The 17474-nt window shown below is 44.6% G+C and carries 16 protein-coding genes; 9 read left to right on the plus strand and 7 right to left on the minus strand.

The annotated features are described in order from the left end of the window. Positions 1 to 1140, minus strand: a complete 1140-nt coding sequence (locus WC615_RS16510) for a 5-(carboxyamino)imidazole ribonucleotide synthase (protein WP_372979179.1) — start codon at positions 1138 to 1140, stop codon at positions 1 to 3. Between the two features lie 265 nt (positions 1141 to 1405). On the opposite strand from WC615_RS16510, the gene WC615_RS16515 reads away from it, so the two are divergent. Then, positions 1406 to 2863, plus strand: coding sequence for an NADP-dependent isocitrate dehydrogenase (locus WC615_RS16515; protein WP_372979180.1), 1458 nt, complete (start codon positions 1406 to 1408; stop codon positions 2861 to 2863). Between the two features lie 96 nt (positions 2864 to 2959). On the opposite strand, the gene WC615_RS16520 is transcribed toward WC615_RS16515, so the two are convergent. The 3 genes from WC615_RS16520 to WC615_RS16530 form a co-directional block, all read right to left on the minus strand. Beyond that, positions 2960 to 4042 carry an AI-2E family transporter gene (locus WC615_RS16520; protein WP_372979181.1) on the minus strand — a complete coding sequence of 361 codons (1083 nt, stop codon included), beginning with the start codon at positions 4040 to 4042 and terminating at the stop codon, positions 2960 to 2962. A gap of 152 nt (positions 4043 to 4194) precedes the next feature. Continuing rightward, positions 4195 to 4914, minus strand: coding sequence for a hypothetical protein (locus WC615_RS16525; RefSeq protein WP_372979182.1), 720 nt, complete (start codon positions 4912 to 4914; stop codon positions 4195 to 4197). Further along, positions 4904 to 5554: a hypothetical protein gene (locus tag WC615_RS16530; RefSeq protein ID WP_372979183.1), complete on the minus strand. Its 651-nt coding sequence runs from the start codon at positions 5552 to 5554 to the stop codon at positions 4904 to 4906. The genes WC615_RS16525 and WC615_RS16530 overlap by 11 nt, the downstream gene beginning before the upstream one ends. 238 nt (positions 5555 to 5792) lie before the next feature. Between WC615_RS16530 and WC615_RS16535 the strand changes: the two genes are divergently transcribed. After that, a complete protein-coding gene (locus WC615_RS16535; protein WP_372979184.1) occupies positions 5793 to 6806 on the plus strand; it encodes a low specificity L-threonine aldolase in 1014 nt (337 codons plus the stop codon). Between the two features lie 89 nt (positions 6807 to 6895). Beyond that, entirely contained in the window at positions 6896 to 7981 is a 1086-nt protein-coding gene (locus tag WC615_RS16540; RefSeq protein WP_372979185.1) for a DNA topoisomerase IB, read from the plus strand. Positions 7982 to 8163: 182 nt separating this feature from the next. On the opposite strand, the gene WC615_RS16545 is transcribed toward WC615_RS16540, so the two are convergent. Both WC615_RS16545 and WC615_RS16550 read right to left on the minus strand, forming a co-directional pair. Continuing rightward, positions 8164 to 10140, minus strand: a complete 1977-nt coding sequence (locus tag WC615_RS16545) for a M56 family metallopeptidase (RefSeq protein ID WP_372979186.1) — start codon at positions 10138 to 10140, stop codon at positions 8164 to 8166. A gap of 4 nt (positions 10141 to 10144) precedes the next feature. Beyond that, a complete protein-coding gene (locus tag WC615_RS16550; protein ID WP_372979187.1) occupies positions 10145 to 10507 on the minus strand; it encodes a BlaI/MecI/CopY family transcriptional regulator in 363 nt (120 codons plus the stop codon). A 184-nt stretch (positions 10508 to 10691) separates the two neighbouring features. Between WC615_RS16550 and WC615_RS16555 the strand changes: the two genes are divergently transcribed. Beyond that, the gene (locus WC615_RS16555; RefSeq protein WP_372979188.1) at positions 10692 to 11540 is read left to right on the plus strand and encodes an SDR family oxidoreductase; all 849 of its coding nucleotides are present in this window, start codon (positions 10692 to 10694) and stop codon (positions 11538 to 11540) included. Between the two features lie 75 nt (positions 11541 to 11615). Beyond that, positions 11616 to 12128: a c-type cytochrome gene (locus WC615_RS16560; protein ID WP_372979189.1), complete on the plus strand. Its 513-nt coding sequence runs from the start codon at positions 11616 to 11618 to the stop codon at positions 12126 to 12128. A 221-nt stretch (positions 12129 to 12349) separates the two neighbouring features. On the opposite strand, the gene WC615_RS16565 is transcribed toward WC615_RS16560, so the two are convergent. Next, positions 12350 to 13564: an NAD(P)/FAD-dependent oxidoreductase gene (locus tag WC615_RS16565; RefSeq protein WP_372979190.1), complete on the minus strand. Its 1215-nt coding sequence runs from the start codon at positions 13562 to 13564 to the stop codon at positions 12350 to 12352. Here WC615_RS16565 and WC615_RS16570 point away from each other — a divergent pair. The 4 genes from WC615_RS16570 (at position 13563) to accC (ending at position 17251) form a co-directional block, all read left to right on the plus strand. After that, positions 13563 to 14186, plus strand: a complete 624-nt coding sequence (locus WC615_RS16570; protein ID WP_372979191.1) for an NADH-quinone oxidoreductase subunit A — start codon at positions 13563 to 13565, stop codon at positions 14184 to 14186. The two genes, WC615_RS16565 and WC615_RS16570, sit on opposite strands and share 2 nt — an antisense overlap. Next, positions 14176 to 14667, plus strand: a complete 492-nt coding sequence (locus WC615_RS16575; RefSeq protein ID WP_191174390.1) for an NADH-quinone oxidoreductase subunit B — start codon at positions 14176 to 14178, stop codon at positions 14665 to 14667. The genes WC615_RS16570 and WC615_RS16575 overlap by 11 nt, the downstream gene beginning before the upstream one ends. A gap of 439 nt (positions 14668 to 15106) precedes the next feature. Continuing rightward, the gene (locus WC615_RS16580; protein WP_372979192.1) at positions 15107 to 15736 is read left to right on the plus strand and encodes a LysE family translocator; all 630 of its coding nucleotides are present in this window, start codon (positions 15107 to 15109) and stop codon (positions 15734 to 15736) included. Between the two features lie 39 nt (positions 15737 to 15775). Beyond that, on the plus strand, positions 15776 to 17251 hold the full coding sequence (accC, locus tag WC615_RS16585; protein WP_372979193.1) for an acetyl-CoA carboxylase biotin carboxylase subunit: 1476 nt from the start codon (positions 15776 to 15778) through the stop codon (positions 17249 to 17251). Positions 17252 to 17474 lie beyond the last annotated feature (223 nt).

Raw genomic sequence — 17474 nt, forward strand, 5'->3', positions numbered from 1 at the left:
CTAAGCTATCACCTTCAGTGTCTGCTGCACATAACGTGCTTTCTCTATTGCTTTCTCTCTATCATTATCTACAATGGTAACATGCCCCATTTTGCGGAAAGGTTTTGTTAAGGCCTTACCGTATAAATGCACGTAAACACCGGCACATTTCAATATCTTTTCTATGCCCTGGTAAACGGCGGGGCCTTCGTACCCGGCTTCGCCTAAAATATTTACCATAATGGCGTTGCTCAGACAGGCGGTATCGCCCAGTGGCTGATCGAAGATAGCCCTCAGATGCTGTTCAAACTGTGATACTACGTTACCCTCAATACTTTGGTGGCCGCTGTTATGCGGGCGTGGGGCAAGCTCGTTCACTAAGATCTGACCGTCTTTGGTCAGGAACATTTCTACAGCCAGTATGCCTACTATGTTCAGCGTTTCGGCTATGCGTTTGGCAATGTTCTCGGCCTCCATTTGCACCTCGAATGGTAGGGTAGAAGGTGATATTAAAAACTCCACAAGGTTAGCTTCGGGGTTAAACTCCATCTCTACCAGTGGGAAGGTTTTTACCTCGCCGCTTTCGTTGCGGGCTACTATTACGCCAATTTCTTTTTCAAAATCAACAAGTCGCTCAATAAGGCTGGGTTCGGTAAAAGCGTTTGCCAGATAACTTTGGTCAACAACCTTGTAAACGCCTTTCCCATCGTAACCATCACGCCTAAGCTTTTGAATATATGGGAACGGGATATGGCTTGCCTTTAATTGCTCCGGCGATGAGATCACCTGGAACTCGGCAGTGGGGATGTCGTTCTCTTTAAAGAATTGCTTTTGCAGGCCTTTATCCTGTATCAGGCGGATTATGCGCGATTGCGGGTAAACCGCAACGCCTTCTTTTTCCAGCTGCTCCAGCGCGTCAACATTTACCTTCTCTATCTCGATGGTAAGCAGGTCAACCTTTTTACCAAAATTATAAACGGTTTCATAATCGCTAAGCGAACCTACAACAAACTCGTTGCAAAGCCGGCGGCAGGGTGCCTCGCGGTCAGGGTCGAGTACCTTAACAGTAACGTTATAATTTATTGCCTGCTGTATAAGCATGCGCCCAAGCTGGCCGCCGCCTAATATTCCTAATTTTAAATCCCCGTAAAATGCTTTCATGTATAGTGTTGCAAAGTTAGTTGAAATCTTTTAAACTGGCATAAAGCAATTTTAACAGCTATGTATTGCGATGTTGAGGCGACCGGCGATGCCAAAGTAGGGTCAAATATTAGAAACTGATTAGAGTTTGTAATGCAAAACAATAATTGAGCCTTATAAGTACATGCAAACGTCACAATTCGACCACAATAAGCCGTAAAACCTTCCAAAATAGCCTCAAAAAGCCTACCTTTGCAGCGTTTTTACACACCACATATTATCATCCATGAAAACCAAAATAGCAGTAGCAAAAGGTGACGGTATAGGCCCGGAAATTATGGCCGCCGTACTCCGTATATTTGAAGCCGCCAACGTACAACTCGATTACGAGTATGTAGAAATGGGCAAGTCGTATTTTGATGCAGGCCACTCCACCGGGATGACCGCGCAGGCAAAAGAAACCATTGAACGTTTAGGCCTGCTGTTTAAAGGCCCTATGGAAACCCCGAAAGGCAAAGGCGTGAAAAGTATAAATGTTACCGCCCGCAAAGTATGGAACACTTACGCCAACCAGCGCGATTTCCGTTCACTGAATGGTGTTGATACCGTTTTTTCAAAAGCTGGTATCCCTATCAATTTAACTATAGTTCGCGAAAATATTGAAGATACTTACGGAGGCATCGAGCACTTGCTAACAAACGATGTTGCTGTAGGCCGCCGTATCATTACCCGCCCGGGCTCGGCCCAGGTAATCCGTTACGCGTTTGAAATGGCCCGCCGTAAAGGTTATACCAAGCTGGCTTGTGGCCACAAGGCAAACATCATGAAACTTACGGATGGCTTGTTCCTGGAAACGTTTTATGAGATAGCACGCGAATACCCGGATATCGAATCGTCTGATATTATTGTGGATGACCTTTGCATGAAGCTGGTATCACGCCCGGAAATATTCCAGGCTATTGTATTAACCAACCTGCAGGGTGATATCGTATCTGACCTTTGTGCCGGTTTAGTTGGCGGCCTTGGCTTTGCACCATCTGCAAACATTGGTGATAACATCTCTATATTTGAGGCTGTGCATGGTACCGCACCGGATATTGCCGGCCGTGGTATTGCTAACCCAACCGCGCTATTATTATCAGGGATTTTGATGCTGCGTTATTTAGGCTTTACTACCGCAGCGGCTAATATCGAAAACTCGTTATTATACACACTTGAGCAGGGCATACATACCGGCGATTTTGGTGATAAAGCAGTTGCATCTGTTAATACAGATGCTTTTGCCGATGCCGTAATTGCAAACCTTGGCCACATCCCTAAAAAGGGCGCTGTTATTGGTCAGCCGGATATGGAAGTAAAAGCCAACCACGACCATCCGTTAAAGAATAAATTAACCGTTACCAAAGCTGCCACTACCGAAGAAATGGTAGGGGTGGATGTTTTTGTAGAGTCGAGCAAGCAGCCAAACGAGCTTGCCGCTTTGGCGCAGCGTAAACAAACGGATAACTTCCAACTGGTAATGATCTCGAACCGTGGTACACAGGTGTGGCCAACAGGTTCTATATTTACCGAACTGGTGAACGAATACCGCATCCGTTTTGAGAAGAAAGACGGTACTGAGATAACCCAGAAAGAGATATTACATATTGCTGCCGACTTGTCTGAAGATTTTAAAGTGTGCTCGGTTGAGTTCCTGATGAAATTTGACGGCAAAATTGGCTATACCCTGGCACAGGGGCAATAGTTTAAGTCAAAATTCAAAAAGTAAAAATTAAAAAAGGCCTGTCTGTTAACTAACGGACGGGCCTTTTTTAATTTAGGATATTTGCCAACTGTATTTTTAATCGCTGTCAACCGTTCGGCGGCCTACCTCATCATCTTCTTCACGATTTATTTTTTTAACGTAGATCTCATCAACCAGGATAATAATAATAGACAGCAGCGGTACTGCTAATATAATACCTAACACGCCCGATAATACCCCCATTAACACCTGGCTTATAATGGTTAAAGCAGGCGGGATGTTGATCATCTTTTTTTGAATAAGCGGCGTTACAATATTGCTTACTATGGTTTGCGATACGATATAAAGTAAGGCAACAATAATGGCTGTATTAAGGTCCTTGGTTAAGGCAAGCAGTACGCCGGGTATCATTGCCGCCAGCGAACCAAAGTTGGGTACAAGTTTTAATAAGCCCGTTAATAACGCCAGCACCAGTGCTACCGGTATACCAATGATGGAAAGGCCTGCACTTATCATAATAAATATCAGTACCATAGAAAGCATCATGCCTTTTAGCCACCCTTTTAATGCCTGGCTGGTACGGTCAATAACCTTTCTGGCCATTGGCTTATTTTGCTCAGGAAATAATTTGATGATACCATCCTTATAAAGCGAAGGGCTGGTGGTGAAAAAGATTCCCAAAAACATAATGATATAAATGTTACCCAGCACACCAAAACTGGTGCTGAAAAAGCTTTGAGCTGTTGAAAAAAGCTTATCGGTATTATCGTTGCCAAAATATTCAAGTATTTTTGAGCCTATAGGGCCTTCACCAAGTCTTACTTTTAAATTATTGATGGTTTGGGGTAAGCTTTCGCTTAAAATGGCTATCTGGCCCTGTATGGTAGTACCCATAACATAGAGCAAAGTGAACAGGATAAGGAACGAGCCAACAACAGAAATGCTCATGCAGATCTTTCGGTTCCACTTGGTTTTGCGTTCTATCATATCGCCCAGCCCATGGAAATATACCGATATCAACGCTCCGGCCAATATCATTAACAGTACATTAAAGGCAACACGGGCAATTAAAATGGCAACTACCAATAAGGCAACAATGGCTACGGTATGCCATACCTTTTCTATATAGGTAAGTTCTTTTTTAGGTGTTCTTTCAGAGGCAGGTTTTCTATCGGGCATTTTGTGCTGTTTGGTTATGCACATAATTACGTATAGTACTCATAAAAGTTTTAAGAAATTATAAAGCGATGTTAAGTTAAAAGTCTTTAGTCGTAAGTGCTAAGTTGGGTTTTGCACTTTACTTGCTTAAGATTTTTGACTTGGGGCTAAAATTACTGGTGCGAATCCCTCACCTTATTAAAATAAGCTACCAGTTTTTCTATATTACCTATCCCATAATGGTTGGCGCGTATTTGCTCAACAACCTCGGGTTCATCGGCCATCACCTCGCTCATAATATCAATAAAGTTTTCGCGGGTAAGGTGTTTCATGGTAGCAGTATTGCTGCCGTAGTAATAGCTTAGCTTGTTATTGCCGCCGCCGCCGTTGCCACCAATGCTAATGCCCACACCGCCGCCGTATGATGTGCCGTATGTGCCCGTACCTATACCAATACCGGGCGATACCTGTACTTTTTTGCCGCCGCCGCTACCGCCGCTGCCTGCACCACGGGTTGCGTAAATTTTTATAGGTTCATCAATAACTACACGTACAAAATCAAATTCCCTTTTAGCCCAGGTTTCGTTACCGGGGGCATGCGCAACCACAAAGCTATCGCGGCCGGCCACAAATGATTGCAGATCCCTGGCGCTCAGATAATAAGGGGTTGAGTGTTCCTCGTCCCTAAACTCAATAAAACCTTCGTCGCTGAACGGCCCGCGGCCGCCCGGGTTGGGGTGGATGTACCCTGTGGTTCTAACGCCTTTAACATCAATAAAATAGCCCGGAAGCCACTTTTGGGCCATTACCGTATTGCCCGCCATTGTCATTAATAAAATAAGTGCGGCGGTAGTAAAAAAGTGTTTGGTGTAAGGGGTATTCTTAGTAGTCATATGATTTTTTTGGCATCTGGCCTGTTCTGTAATAGGTGAGCAGGTCTTCCATGTCACCATAACGAAAAGTTTTGTCTTTAATTTTAGCAACCACCTCTGGTTTATCGGCCATAATGTTGCTCATTACTTCAATAAACTGTTTTTTCTCCAGCTTGGTAACGTTATCCTGTGTGGTACCATAGTAATAGGTGGTTTTTGTACCGGCACCAATTCTTGTACCCACGCCAACCCCCATACCCACATTGCCTGTAAAACCGCCGGTATTAATAATTAACGGGAAACCGTTTTTGGCCGTTTTAACGGTGAATAGTTTTGTAGCGTTATCAACCTCTACAATCATGAACGGGCTGTTTTTGAACAGCACATTGCGCGATACCACAAAACTATCGGCACCCATTACAAACGATTTGAGCTTGTAATACGGGATAGGGAACACCTCCGATTTTTCATCTTTGCAGTAAAGTATCTGGTCGCCATCTTCATATTCGCCTTTGTGAGGGGGCGACCATGATATCAACCCGTCGAATATTTCGCCGCTGGTATGATAAAGCGTGCCTTCAAACCATTTGCGTTGGGGTTGTGCTTTGGCAGCGATGGTGCTTGCAATAATTAAAAATATTAAAAGGGCTTTACGCATCATGTATCGATTAGGGTTGTGATATTGATTCAGCAAAATTATTTATTTCTATAGAATACAGTAATTCTTCTCTTTTATTGTGTGAAAAATATCTTGTCATTGATTTTTTACAACAGATGATTACTTGCCGGTAGTTAGTTTATGATTTCTGCATTAATTGTAATGCTTAAAATACAAAGCAGGAGTAAAATTTTACGCATAAAGGTTTAGATTTGAAATCAAATATAAAAGATTTTTTGACATGATAACAGTTGATCTGCGCAGCGATACCGTAACAAAACCAACACCCGGAATGCTCGAAGCCATGTGGGGCGCCAAAGTTGGCGACGATGTGTTTGGTGAGGACGAAACCGTGAACGCGCTGGAGCAAAAAGCGGCAGATATGTTTGGGATGGAAGAGGCTATTTTCTGCCCATCGGGCACCATGACCAACCAAATTGCCATTAAATGCTTTACCCAGCCGCTTGATGAACTGATAGCCGACCAAACTGCGCACGTTTACCGTTACGAGGGTGGGGGCATAGCTTTTAATTCGGGCGTATCAACACGGTTGCTGAATGGATACCGGGGGATATTAACTGCCGAAATGATTGCGCCCGAGATCAATGAAGAGAATATCCACTACCCGCATACCAGTTTGGTAGTGCTTGAAAATACGGTTAACAAAGGCGGCGGCAGCTGTTACACGCATGATCATATTAAACCCATAGCAACGCTTTGTAAGGAAAAAGGCTTAAAGCTGCATTTAGATGGTGCGCGCATTTTTAACGCGCTTGCCCACACGGGCGATAACGCTGCCGATTATGGTAAATACTTTGATGGTATTTCGGTATGCTTATCAAAGGGCCTGGGCGCGCCTGTAGGCTCGGTTTTACTGGCCGATAAGGCAACTATTAAGTACGCCCGCCGCATCCGCAAGGTATTGGGTGGTGGCATGAGGCAGGCAGGTTTCCTGGCGGCAGCCGGCATCTACGCGCTCGACCATCATGTAGAGCGTTTAAAGATCGACCATACCCACGCCCGTATTTTAGGCGAAGAACTGATTAAATACCCTTGGGTAACCAATGTAGTGCCTGTAGAAACCAACATCGTTTTATTTGATACCACCGAGCACGCCGGTGCCATACTCGCTAAACTGGCAGCAAAGGGTATTAAAGCAAATAGTACTGATACCCACCGCATCCGTTTTGTAACACATTTGGATGTACACCCCGGGCAGGTGGAGTATGTGGTGGATGTGCTGAAAAGTCTGTAGTCGAAGTTCTAAGTATTAAGTTAAGTAAAAATTTTACTTAAGACTCAAGACTCAAAACTTTCGACTTAAACTCATGTTGTACATTACACATGACCCGTCTCGAAAAAAAACTCGAAAAAATTGGCCGCGACCCAAAAGTAACTGCAAAAGCGGTGGGGCTGCGCTATGTGTCAGATTCAACCCCGGGTTATACCCGCAAAAAAACCGGAAAGGGTTGGGGCTATTATGATGCTGATGGCAAGTTGGTTAAGGGTAAAGAACTTATTGACCGCTTTAATAAACTGGTAATACCACCGGCCTATACCAATGTATGGATCTCGCCTTATGATAACGGGCACCTGCAGTTTACCGGCACCGATGCGGCAGGGCGTAAGCAATATCGGTATCATGCTTACTGGAACAAGATCCGCAATCAATCCAAATACCATCGCCTGCAAACATTTGCCGCGCATTTGCCCGCTATACGTAGCCGGGTTGACCACGACCTTGCCCGCCCAAAACTCGATCACGAGAAGGTGGTGGCGCTTGTAGTACGCCTGATGGAACTGACCAGCATCCGTGTGGGTAACGAATCATATAAAAAGCTTTACGGTTCGTTCGGGCTAACAACACTCATGAACAGGCACGTTAAAGTTGAAGGCAGCAGGCTGCAATTTGAATTTAAGGGCAAAAAAGGTGTAATGCATAAAATTGCCCTGCAAAGTAAAAAGCTGGCCCGGTTGGTAAAGCAATGCCGTGATATCCCGGGGAAAGAATTGTTTCAGTACTACAATGATGAAGGCGGGCACTGTACCATAGGATCGGGCGATATAAACACCTACCTGAAGGATATAACCGGTGAAGATTTTACCGCTAAAGATTTCCGTACCTGGGCAGGCAGCGTAAGCGCCTTGTATGCATTTAAAGAAGCAGGTGAGTTTAATACGGTATCGGAATGTAAAAAGAAGATAGTAAGCGTACTGGATGAAGTAGCCATAAACCTGGGCAATACCCGCACAGTTTGTAAAAAGTACTATGTGCACCCAACCGTTATAAAAAGCTACGAGGAAGGCACTATTTTTAAATATATAGATAAGCTGGATGGGGACAAGGACGTAAAATCGGCGGAATTGAATATTGCCGAGAAAGCTTTGTTACAGATACTGGATAAAGAGAAGTTAGCGGAAGCGAGTTGAGGCTCAACTCCAAGCGTCATTGCGAGGTACGAAGCAATCTCAGAACTGTGCATAGCCGCTGTTCTATCGAGAGATTGCTTCGTACCTCGCAATGACGCTATGTTGTTAATAATTAAGCAAAAAAAGGTTGACCAGGCTTGCCCCGATCAACCTTTAAATAGGTCAACATCTAACTGATCTTATTATTGTTTCCCTTTTTTGGTGTAGATATAAACCACACCATATTTTGCTTTTTCGCCGTATTTTTTTACGGTGTCGGTGCTGTTGCTTGTACTCATCCTGTCAATATCATAAGCCGACAGTTTTTTTAACTCTTTTTCGCTGGCTACTTTGCCGTCAATCACAATCAGTTTATCTGATATGCGGTTAACATTGGTACTATTGGTTGTATAAACATAGCTGGCGGTCGTGTTCCAGCCTTTTACATTCTTTAGTTGTGTTTGTGGGGTGGCTGCAAACACAATATTGTTCCCGTTAAGGTGGATGCTGTCGGTTTTTAATTTTGTTGCGGTGCCATAACCGGTTACTACAACTTCTTTCAGGTCATCTGCCGATGCCGATCCATCTTTTTTGCGTCCAACAACAGTTATGCCGCTCATGGTGCTATTTAACCTTTGATAACCATTTACTGTTACTTCCTTTAGTAGTTTGTCATCTTGCTCATTTACGTCTTTTTTACGTGCAATCACAGTTACGTTATTAACGTTACCGTTTAATTTTAAACCGGGTAAGGCAGATATCACCGCGACTTCTGATCCCGAAAGGTTATCGGTGTTTTTATTTATACCGTTTATCCTGATGTTGGTTATCTGGCGCCTTTTGCCCAGTTTATTAGATAATGCTTTTCCTTCTTCAGAATCTTTCGTAGCTATAAATATTACGTCTTTATTATTATTAAATATATAATTCTCTACTGCATTAAATTTCAGGTCGCCGGAGTTGATTATGTTAATGCTCTCAATTGTTGATGGATCAACCTTTGAGAATATGGCGTTATCCACCTTTTTACCATTCAAAACTATGTTCATCGAATCGATGGTGTGATTGTTTGCCGTCCTGATATAGATTTTTTGTTTTTTGCCGGTATCAGCTTTTATATCATAAGCAACAAAAAGCGTTTGTTTTAACTTGAGTGTATCGGTTTTGGCGGTTTTTGCAGTAGTGGTTTTTGCTTTTTTATCAGGTACAGTATCTGCAAATGCCATAGCAGTTTGGGCAGCCTGTTTAATAGCGGTTGTAACCGGCTTAATGGTTAATTCAATTTTGCGGGTAATGGGCTTGGTTATTTCGGCCTTTGATAAGGTAAATACCAGCAACAGCACCACAACGGCAGGCACCACAAACGCATAACGCGTAAGTTTAAACTTCGAAGATCTTTTAGCGTTCATCATAATTATGCGTTTTTTAATGGTTGAAATATTAAAGTGGTTTACTATGCCGGGGGTGGTAGTATTAAAGCTCACGTTCACCAGGCTGTACTGATAGGCTCTGCTATCAAAGCCCTTGTTCAGAATCTTTCGGTCGGTTATAAACTCAATATTTTCGCGAACGGCTTTTTTCATGAGCCATATACCGGGGTTAAACCAGTAGAATACGCTGCTTAGTTCGGCCAGTAAAATATCTATAGTGTGCCAGCCGTTAACGTGCACCTGCTCATGTAATAGGATGGCTTGCAGGTCGGCAGGGGTGTGGTTGGCGGGGTTTACGTAAATACTGCGCCAAAAAGAGAAAGGGGCCGCCTCGCCTTCAATAAGCCTTACATCATGTTCATGTATGCGTGCCGGTTTCGACTGGCGGTACAATTGAAACAGCGAGAACAACTGCATCAATAACCTAAAGCCAAGGAATATGGCCCCAGCCCAAAATATAACCGTTGCCCATTGCCAGTAGTTGGGCTGGGTGAGGGGCTTTATCAGGCTTTCGGCAGGTGCCTGCCAGTTTAATACTACGGTTTGTACCGGTTTGGCCAGGGTTTCATGCCTTTGGGCAAAATCGCTCAGATCAATTTTGGGGTAAAGGGTTGCAAAAACAATGGCAACCACCAGGTACGCCCTGTTTAACGTATAAAAGGTAAGGTGGCGCAACACCAGGTAATAGCCTGCGCAAAACAATAGTAATGCGATATTAACTTTGAATAAAAAGACAAATAAGGCCGGCATGATATTATTGTTTAGGTTTTTCTATCAGGTTAAGGATCTCTTTTAACTCGGATGCGCTTATCTTTTTCTCGTTTGCGAAAAAGGTAACCAGGTCTTTATACGAGTTTTTAAAATAGTCGCTTACAAAGCCGCTCATAAAGCGTTTTTTGTATTCCTCTTCTAAAATAGCAGGGGTGTAGCGGTACGAGTTACCCAGCTTTTCGCCGGTTACAAAACCTTTGCGTTCCAGGTTTTTGATGGTTGATGCCAGGGTGGTATAAGGGGGCTTTGGCTCGGCCATTTGATCAAGAAAATCCTTTATAAAACCTGTGCCGGCCTGCCAAACGGCCTGCATTGCTTCTTCCTCTTGTTGTGATAATTTCTCCATGCTATCTACGATAATTTCGTAAACATACGACTATTTCGTAATAATGCAAATTGTTTAACAAAATTTAACAGATTTATTTCCGGATTTATAGCATTATACACCTGCTACAGGCCGTATAATTTTTAGTTGCACTAAAAAGTGCTAAATTTGATCTATCCCCCGGCCTAATTTAAATTGATACGATATGCCTTTTACAACTACTGTTATAACCGGCGCAACATCCGGTATAGGTAAGGAGACCGCCATGGCACTCGCCAAAAAAGACCACGCTGTTTACATGCTGGTTCGTGATATGAAGAGGGGGGAAGAGTTACGACAAGAAATAATTGCGGCTACAAAAAACAAGAACGTTTATGTATTAAAATGCGACCTGGCCGATATGGAAAGCGTACGCGATGCTGCTGGTATTTTAAAAGCAAGTTTAATGGCTGTTAACATACTCATAAACAATGCGGGTGGCATTTTTGCCGAACGGCAGGAGAGCAAAGACGGTTATGAAATGACTTTTGCTGTTAACCATTTAAGCCATTTTTTACTGGTAAATAACCTGCTGCCCTTATTACAAAAAGGCCAGGCGCGTATTATCAATGTAAGCTCGGAAGCGCACCGCATGGCCAAACCCAATTTTAACGATCTGCAATGGTTAAAACGCCCGTACTCGGCATGGAAGGCATACGGAACCGCCAAACTGTTTAATATATATTTTACCCGTTCGCTGGCTATTAAATACGGGCCAAAAGGTATTAGTGCGTTTGCGCTGCACCCGGGTTTGGTTAACACAGGCTTTGGCATAGGGCTTACAGGTATTGGTAAAATACTAATGTGGCTGGCGAGGCCTTTTATGATCTCGGCCGAGAGCGGCGCGCAAACAAGCATTTACCTGGCCTCAGCTATTCGTATTGATGCAAAAAGCGGTAAGTATTTTAAAAATCGGCATGTGGCCAGCCCATCTGCACAGGCAACTAACGAAACTGGCCGAAACAGACTTTGGGACCTGAGCATGGAAATGATAAAGCCCTTTAAAGATCAATAGCGTAACATTCTTATTGCTTATTGCGTTTTTAAACTAATTGTTCTAATTTAGATGTTTAAACGCCCTTACATTATTATGACAATCAACAAAAAATTACTTGCAACAATAGGCCTGCTTTCGGCAGTGGTATTTATGGCCATGTCGCCGGCTATTAAACCAGCCGACGAGCCATTCAAAAATCTTAAAGTATTGCCAAAAAACATTTCTAAAGAAGAAATGCATAAAACGATGGAAGAGTGGGAGCATGCATTAGGTGCGCGCTGCAGCTTTTGCCATATGCGTAACGAGGATACCAAAAAGATGGACTTTGCCGCCGATGGCAAACCCGAAAAAGAGATGGCCCGCGAAATGTATAAAATGACGCAGGAGATCAACAAAAAATATTTCCACGCGGAAAAGGATAGTACAGACAGGATCATGGAAAGCAGCATTAACTGCTACACCTGCCACCGTGGTGTACAACATCCGGAAGTGGTAAGGGCATCAGAACTGCCACGCCAGGCACCTGCCGGCCAGCCGTCATGGGCACCGGGAGCAACACCTGCCCCGGGTTCAACGCCACCGCCAGCTCCAGAGAAGAAACCATAAGGTTTTTTTGAGGTTAGTTTAACCACAGAGAGCACCAAGATTTCACAGAGGTCACAGAGATTTATTCTTTGTGACCTTTTATTTTAACCACAAAGTACACCGAGTTTTCACAGAGATAACAGAGTTTAAAAAAGATTTTCTATGTTATCTCTGTGCTTATAGGAATATAAATTCTTCCTGACCTCTGTGTTTTTCTCTCAGTGCCCTCTGTGGTTAATAGCCTACAAATTCTGCGCTATAACAAAACCACTTGCCCAGGCCCATTGAAAGTTATAGCCTCCCAGCCAGCCGGTAACATCAACACATTCGCCGCCAAAGTACAAGCCGGGTATTTTTTTACTTTCAAGAGTTTTTGATGATAGCTCGTTGGTGTCTACACCGCCCGTCATCACCTCGGCTTTATCATAACCTTTGGTGCCCGCAGGTTTTACTTTAAACTCGTGCAGTAGTATGCTGATATCTTCCAGTTCGGTTTTGGTAAGCGAAGCCAGGTTTTTATCCGCAGGGATATAATCAACCAAAGCCTCTGCAAATTTGCGGGTAAACAGGTTAGAGAGATAAGCCAATAGCATCTTCTTGCCGTTTTGCTCCCGCTCCTGCAGTATCAGTTCGGTAATATCTTTACCCGGCAGCAGGTCGATATAGATGTGTTCGCCGGGTTTCCAGTAGGATGAGATCTGTAATATGGCCGGGCCGCTCAGCCCCCAGTGGGTAAACAGGATGTTTTCTTCAAAGCTTGCCCTGTCGTTCCATACCCGGCAGAAAATGCTATTGCCCGATAGCTGCTCATACCAGGGCTGGTCTTTACCGGTGATGGTAAGCGGTACCAGGGCAGGGGCAGTTTCGGTAACTGCCATACCAAATTTACGGGCTGCGCGCAGGCCAAAATCGGTAGCCCCCATTTTAGCTATGGGCAGGCCACCACTGGCTATAACAACTTTTGGGGCGAATAATACTTGCTGCTTGCCATTCCTTTCTATCGAAATATTGAACCCATCTTCAGTTTGCTCAATGGCAGTAACCTCGGTATCGCACCATATCTCCTGGTCAAGGTCGTTGCAAAGATTGGTAAATACATTCACCACATCTTTGGCCTTATCGCTCACCGGGAAAAGCTGGCCAAGGGTTTTCTCTTTGCCCTCTATGCCGTAGGTTTCAAAAAAAGTAACGGTATCATCCACGGTCCACTGCGCTAGGGCTGATCGGCTAAAGTGTTCGTTTTGGGAGATGAATTGCTTGTGCGTAGCATACAGGTTGGTGTAATTACACCTGCCGCCACCGCTTATCAATATCTTGGCGCCAACTTTGTCGTTCTTCTCTAATACCAATGTACGCTTGCCTAAAAAGCCGGCTTGTACCGCGCACATTAATCCGCAGGCGCCGCCGCCAATAATTATAGCGTCAAAGTTTGATTGTTTTGTTAAATTTGCTGTCATGGATGCTGTGGCGCAAATATCAGAATTTGGAAAGATACTTATCTTTTTAATTACAGGCATAGTTGCAATTGGCGGGTTATTTTTTGTGAACCGCCTTTTAGCGCCCCGTAACCCCAATTACGAAAAGCTAACCACTTACGAATGTGGCGAAGAACCAACCGGCAATGCTTGGTTACCTTTTAACTCGCGCTTTTACGTTATCGCACTGGTTTTCCTGCTGTTTGATGTAGAGATGGTATTCGTATTCCCCTGGGCAACTGTGTTTGGCAATCGCGAACTTATAGCTGCGGATGCACGCTGGGGGTGGATCTCCTTGACAGAAATGTTCATTTTTTTAGGGATATTGATATTAGGCCTGGCCTATGTTTGGATCAAGGGCGACCTTAACTGGATAAAACCAAGCGTAACCCTGCCGCAAACAGATACCCACATCCCTCAGGCATTATATGACGACCTAAATACCCAACAGGGCAATTTTAAGGTGAAAGAATTTAGTTTGGGGATAAATCAGGCTGCAACTGCTACAACCACCGCAACTCCTGATGTTACTACAACCGCTACCCCTGAAGTAAGGAAGCCTATGTTTAAACCAGCTTTTAAAAAACCAGCCAATGACGCCTGATCTGACCAACGAAGCCGGTGGTATTGTGATCACCAAAATGGACGACCTGCTGAACTGGGCGAGGTTGTCATCACTATGGCCATTAAGCTTTGGTATTGCCTGCTGCGCGATAGAAATGATGGGTGCTATGGCCTCTACATACGATTTGGATAGGTTTGGGGTGTTCCCGAGGCCTTCCGCACGTCAATCAGATGTCATCATCATCGCAGGCACTGTTACCTTTAAAATGGCCGAGCGCATTAAACGCCTGTACGAGCAAATGCCCGACCCTAAATATGTGATCTCGATGGGTTCATGCTCTAACTGCGGCGGCCCGTACTGGCAGCACGGCTACCATGTGGTAAAAGGGGTAGACAGGGTTATCCCGGTTGATGTATACGTACAAGGCTGCCCGCCAAGGCCAGAAGCTTTAATAGGCGCTATATTGGAATTACAGAAGAAGATAGAGAAAGAGCATATTGTGGCTGGTGTAACCGCCTAATCCACCCTGTCATTTCGAGGGAAGCGCAGCGACGAGAAATCTTGTTCGAATGACAGGCGGCGAACCTTGCATTATGAACAAGATATCTCCTCGTACCTCGTTCGATATGACAATTCTCTTTTGCATACTATTTCTACTTTCGCCCTTGTTGGTGTTGTCACCAACAAGCCGCCATGCTTGGCCGTCATATATTTCTTGCTACCTGTCTCAGGGTTGTTGGTGACAACACCAACAACGGCAAAAAGAGCATATTGTAGCGGGCGTAACCGCCTAATCCACCTTGTCATTTCGAGGGAAGCGCAGCGACTAGAAATCTTGTTCGAATTGCAGGCGGCGAACCTTGCATTATGAACAAGATATCTCCTCGTACCTCGTTCGATATGACAATTCTCTTTTTTGACTCATTCCCATCTTTCAAATAATCCGTTACATTTGCCACATGGGCATAGATAATTTTGTAACGTTCGCGCTAACCGCATTCCTGTTCATCATGACACCGGGTATGGATACCCTGTTTGTCATCAACAAGGCCATTGGTCAGGGTAAAAAAGCAGGCATCTATTCTGCATTAGGTGTTAACGCGGGGGTTTTGTTCCATACGGTGCTGGCCGCGCTTGGTTTATCGCTTATTGTGGCAAAATCGGTATTGGCGTTTGCTATTGTTAAATACCTTGGGGCGGCTTACCTTATCTATCTGGGTGTTAACAAGCTTATCTCCAAAAATAATGGCATCGTGCTAACCGCGGTTGATAAAGCCGATAAAAGCAATATGCAAAATTTCCTGTCGGGTGTGGTAACCAATGTGCTTAACCCAAAAGTGGCGTTGTTCTTCCTGGCGTTTTTTCCGCAGTTCATCAAAAAAGAAGCCTTGAGTCAATCGCTGCCATTTATTATACTTGGGCTTACCTATGTATTTTTAGGGTTGATATGGTATTTGCTGCTAAGCGTATTCGTGTCTTTCTTTTCCGAAAAATTTATCAATAACCCTAAAGCGGGCAACTGGCTCAATAAATTCTCGGGGGTTGCTTTTGTTTTGATGGGAATAAAAGTGGCATTCTCTAAAAAGTAAGGTTTTAACCTTAGCGCAGATTAATTACATTTGTTACCTATGCAAAAAATATTGGTAGCAAACCGGGGCGAGATAGCCCTGCGTGTAATGCGTTCTGCCCGCGAAATGGGTATAAAAACTGTAGCTGTTTATTCTGAGGCCGACCGTAACGCGTTACATGTACGCTATGCAGACGAAGCCGTATTCATCGGCGAAGCGCCCTCCAATCAATCATACCTTGTTGGCGATAAAATTATAGCCGCCTGTAAACAAACCGGCGCCGAAGGCATCCATCCCGGTTATGGCTTTTTAAGCGAGAATGCCGGTTTTGCAAGGCAGGTACGTGAGGCTGGTTTGATCCTTATCGGCCCATCGCCCGAGGCTATGGAAGTGATGGGAAACAAGTTATCGGCCAAAGCTGCCGCATTAAAATATAACATCCCTATGGTACCCGGCACCGAAGAAGCCATTACCGATGTGGCCGAAGCAAAATTGCGCGCAGTTGAGGTGGGTTTCCCTATCCTGATAAAAGCCGCCGCCGGAGGTGGGGGTAAGGGCATGCGTATTGTTGATGGTCCTAATGATTTTGAAGAGCAAATGGGCCTTGCCGTATCCGAAGCTATATCGGCTTTTGGCGATGGTGCGGTGTTTATTGAGCGCTACGTTTCTTCGCCAAGCCATATCGAGATTCAGGTGCTGGGCGATACGCATGGCAATATCGTACATCTGTTCGAGCGCGATTGCTCCGTGCAACGCCGCCACCAAAAGGTGATAGAGGAAGCGCCATCATCGGTGCTTACACCGGAGATCCGCGAAGCGATGGGTAAATGCGCCGTAGATGTGGCGCGTTCGGTTAATTATACCGGCGCAGGCACGGTAGAGTTTATTATGGATGAGAAGCTCGATTTCTTTTTCCTGGAGATGAATACCCGCTTGCAGGTAGAGCACCCGGTTACCGAACTTATAACAGGTATAGATCTGGTGAAAGAGCAGATCCGCATTGCCCGCGGCGAAGCCATAAGCTTTAAACAAGAAGATCTGAAGATTCAGGGCCACGCTATGGAATTGCGCGTATATGCCGAAGACCCGGCCAATAATTTCCTGCCAGATATTGGCACGTTGCAAACCTATGTTACCCCGAAAGGCCCCGGCGTTAGGGTGGATGATGGTTTTGAACAAGGAATGGAGATCCCCATCTATTACGACCCCATGATAGCCAAGCTCATCACCTACGGTAAAGACCGCACGGAAGCCATTGAGCGTATGATAAGGGCTATTGATGAGTATAATATCACCGGCATCACCACAACTCTTAGCTTCGGCAGGTTTGTGATGCAGCACGAGGCCTTTACCTCGGGTAATTTCGACACCCACTTCGTTAAAAAATATTTTACACCCGAAAGCCTGCAAACTGGTACTGAAACCGAAGCGCTGATAGCAGCATTGGTGATGGAGAAACTACTGGCCACAAAAAAGGTTGCCTTTGCTGAAACTGATGCTGTTGTGGAAAGTAATTGGGTTAAGAACAGGAGATAAGGGCAGCGGAGTTAGTGAAGCCGCGTCATGTACCATCGGCACATCTGGTTGGTAGCAATCTAAACAAGGCTATCAAGCGTTCCGATAGGAACGCCTGGTTAAATGTCAAACGTGCTACCCACCAGAAGTTCCTACGGAACTAAACTTGGGCATCGTTTGAAATGGCGTACTGTATTTGGAACATTAAAATGACACTCCATCCCTCAAAACTAAGTACATTTGC

This window comes from Mucilaginibacter sp. (assembly GCF_041663085.1).
Classification (GTDB): domain Bacteria; phylum Bacteroidota; class Bacteroidia; order Sphingobacteriales; family Sphingobacteriaceae; genus Mucilaginibacter.

What these genes read in the sequence shown, in the direction of transcription:
- WC615_RS16510 (WP_372979179.1), bottom strand. Translation starts at nt 1,140, where the DNA reads ATGAAAGCATTTTACGGGGATTTAAAATTAGGAATATTAGGCGGCGGC.
- WC615_RS16515 (WP_372979180.1), top strand. Translation starts at nt 1,406, where the DNA reads ATGAAAACCAAAATAGCAGTAGCAAAAGGTGACGGTATAGGCCCGGAA.
- WC615_RS16520 (WP_372979181.1), bottom strand. Translation starts at nt 4,042, where the DNA reads ATGCCCGATAGAAAACCTGCCTCTGAAAGAACACCTAAAAAAGAACTT.
- WC615_RS16525 (WP_372979182.1), bottom strand. Translation starts at nt 4,914, where the DNA reads ATGACTACTAAGAATACCCCTTACACCAAACACTTTTTTACTACCGCC.
- WC615_RS16530 (WP_372979183.1), bottom strand. Translation starts at nt 5,554, where the DNA reads ATGATGCGTAAAGCCCTTTTAATATTTTTAATTATTGCAAGCACCATC.
- WC615_RS16535 (WP_372979184.1), top strand. Translation starts at nt 5,793, where the DNA reads ATGATAACAGTTGATCTGCGCAGCGATACCGTAACAAAACCAACACCC.
- WC615_RS16540 (WP_372979185.1), top strand. Translation starts at nt 6,896, where the DNA reads ATGACCCGTCTCGAAAAAAAACTCGAAAAAATTGGCCGCGACCCAAAA.
- WC615_RS16545 (WP_372979186.1), bottom strand. Translation starts at nt 10,140, where the DNA reads ATGCCGGCCTTATTTGTCTTTTTATTCAAAGTTAATATCGCATTACTA.
- WC615_RS16550 (WP_372979187.1), bottom strand. Translation starts at nt 10,507, where the DNA reads ATGGAGAAATTATCACAACAAGAGGAAGAAGCAATGCAGGCCGTTTGG.
- WC615_RS16555 (WP_372979188.1), top strand. Translation starts at nt 10,692, where the DNA reads ATGCCTTTTACAACTACTGTTATAACCGGCGCAACATCCGGTATAGGT.
- WC615_RS16560 (WP_372979189.1), top strand. Translation starts at nt 11,616, where the DNA reads ATGACAATCAACAAAAAATTACTTGCAACAATAGGCCTGCTTTCGGCA.
- WC615_RS16570 (WP_372979191.1), top strand. Translation starts at nt 13,563, where the DNA reads ATGGATGCTGTGGCGCAAATATCAGAATTTGGAAAGATACTTATCTTT.
- WC615_RS16565 (WP_372979190.1), bottom strand. Translation starts at nt 13,564, where the DNA reads ATGACAGCAAATTTAACAAAACAATCAAACTTTGACGCTATAATTATT.
- WC615_RS16575 (WP_191174390.1), top strand. Translation starts at nt 14,176, where the DNA reads ATGACGCCTGATCTGACCAACGAAGCCGGTGGTATTGTGATCACCAAA.
- WC615_RS16580 (WP_372979192.1), top strand. Translation starts at nt 15,107, where the DNA reads ATGGGCATAGATAATTTTGTAACGTTCGCGCTAACCGCATTCCTGTTC.
- accC (WP_372979193.1), top strand. Translation starts at nt 15,776, where the DNA reads ATGCAAAAAATATTGGTAGCAAACCGGGGCGAGATAGCCCTGCGTGTA.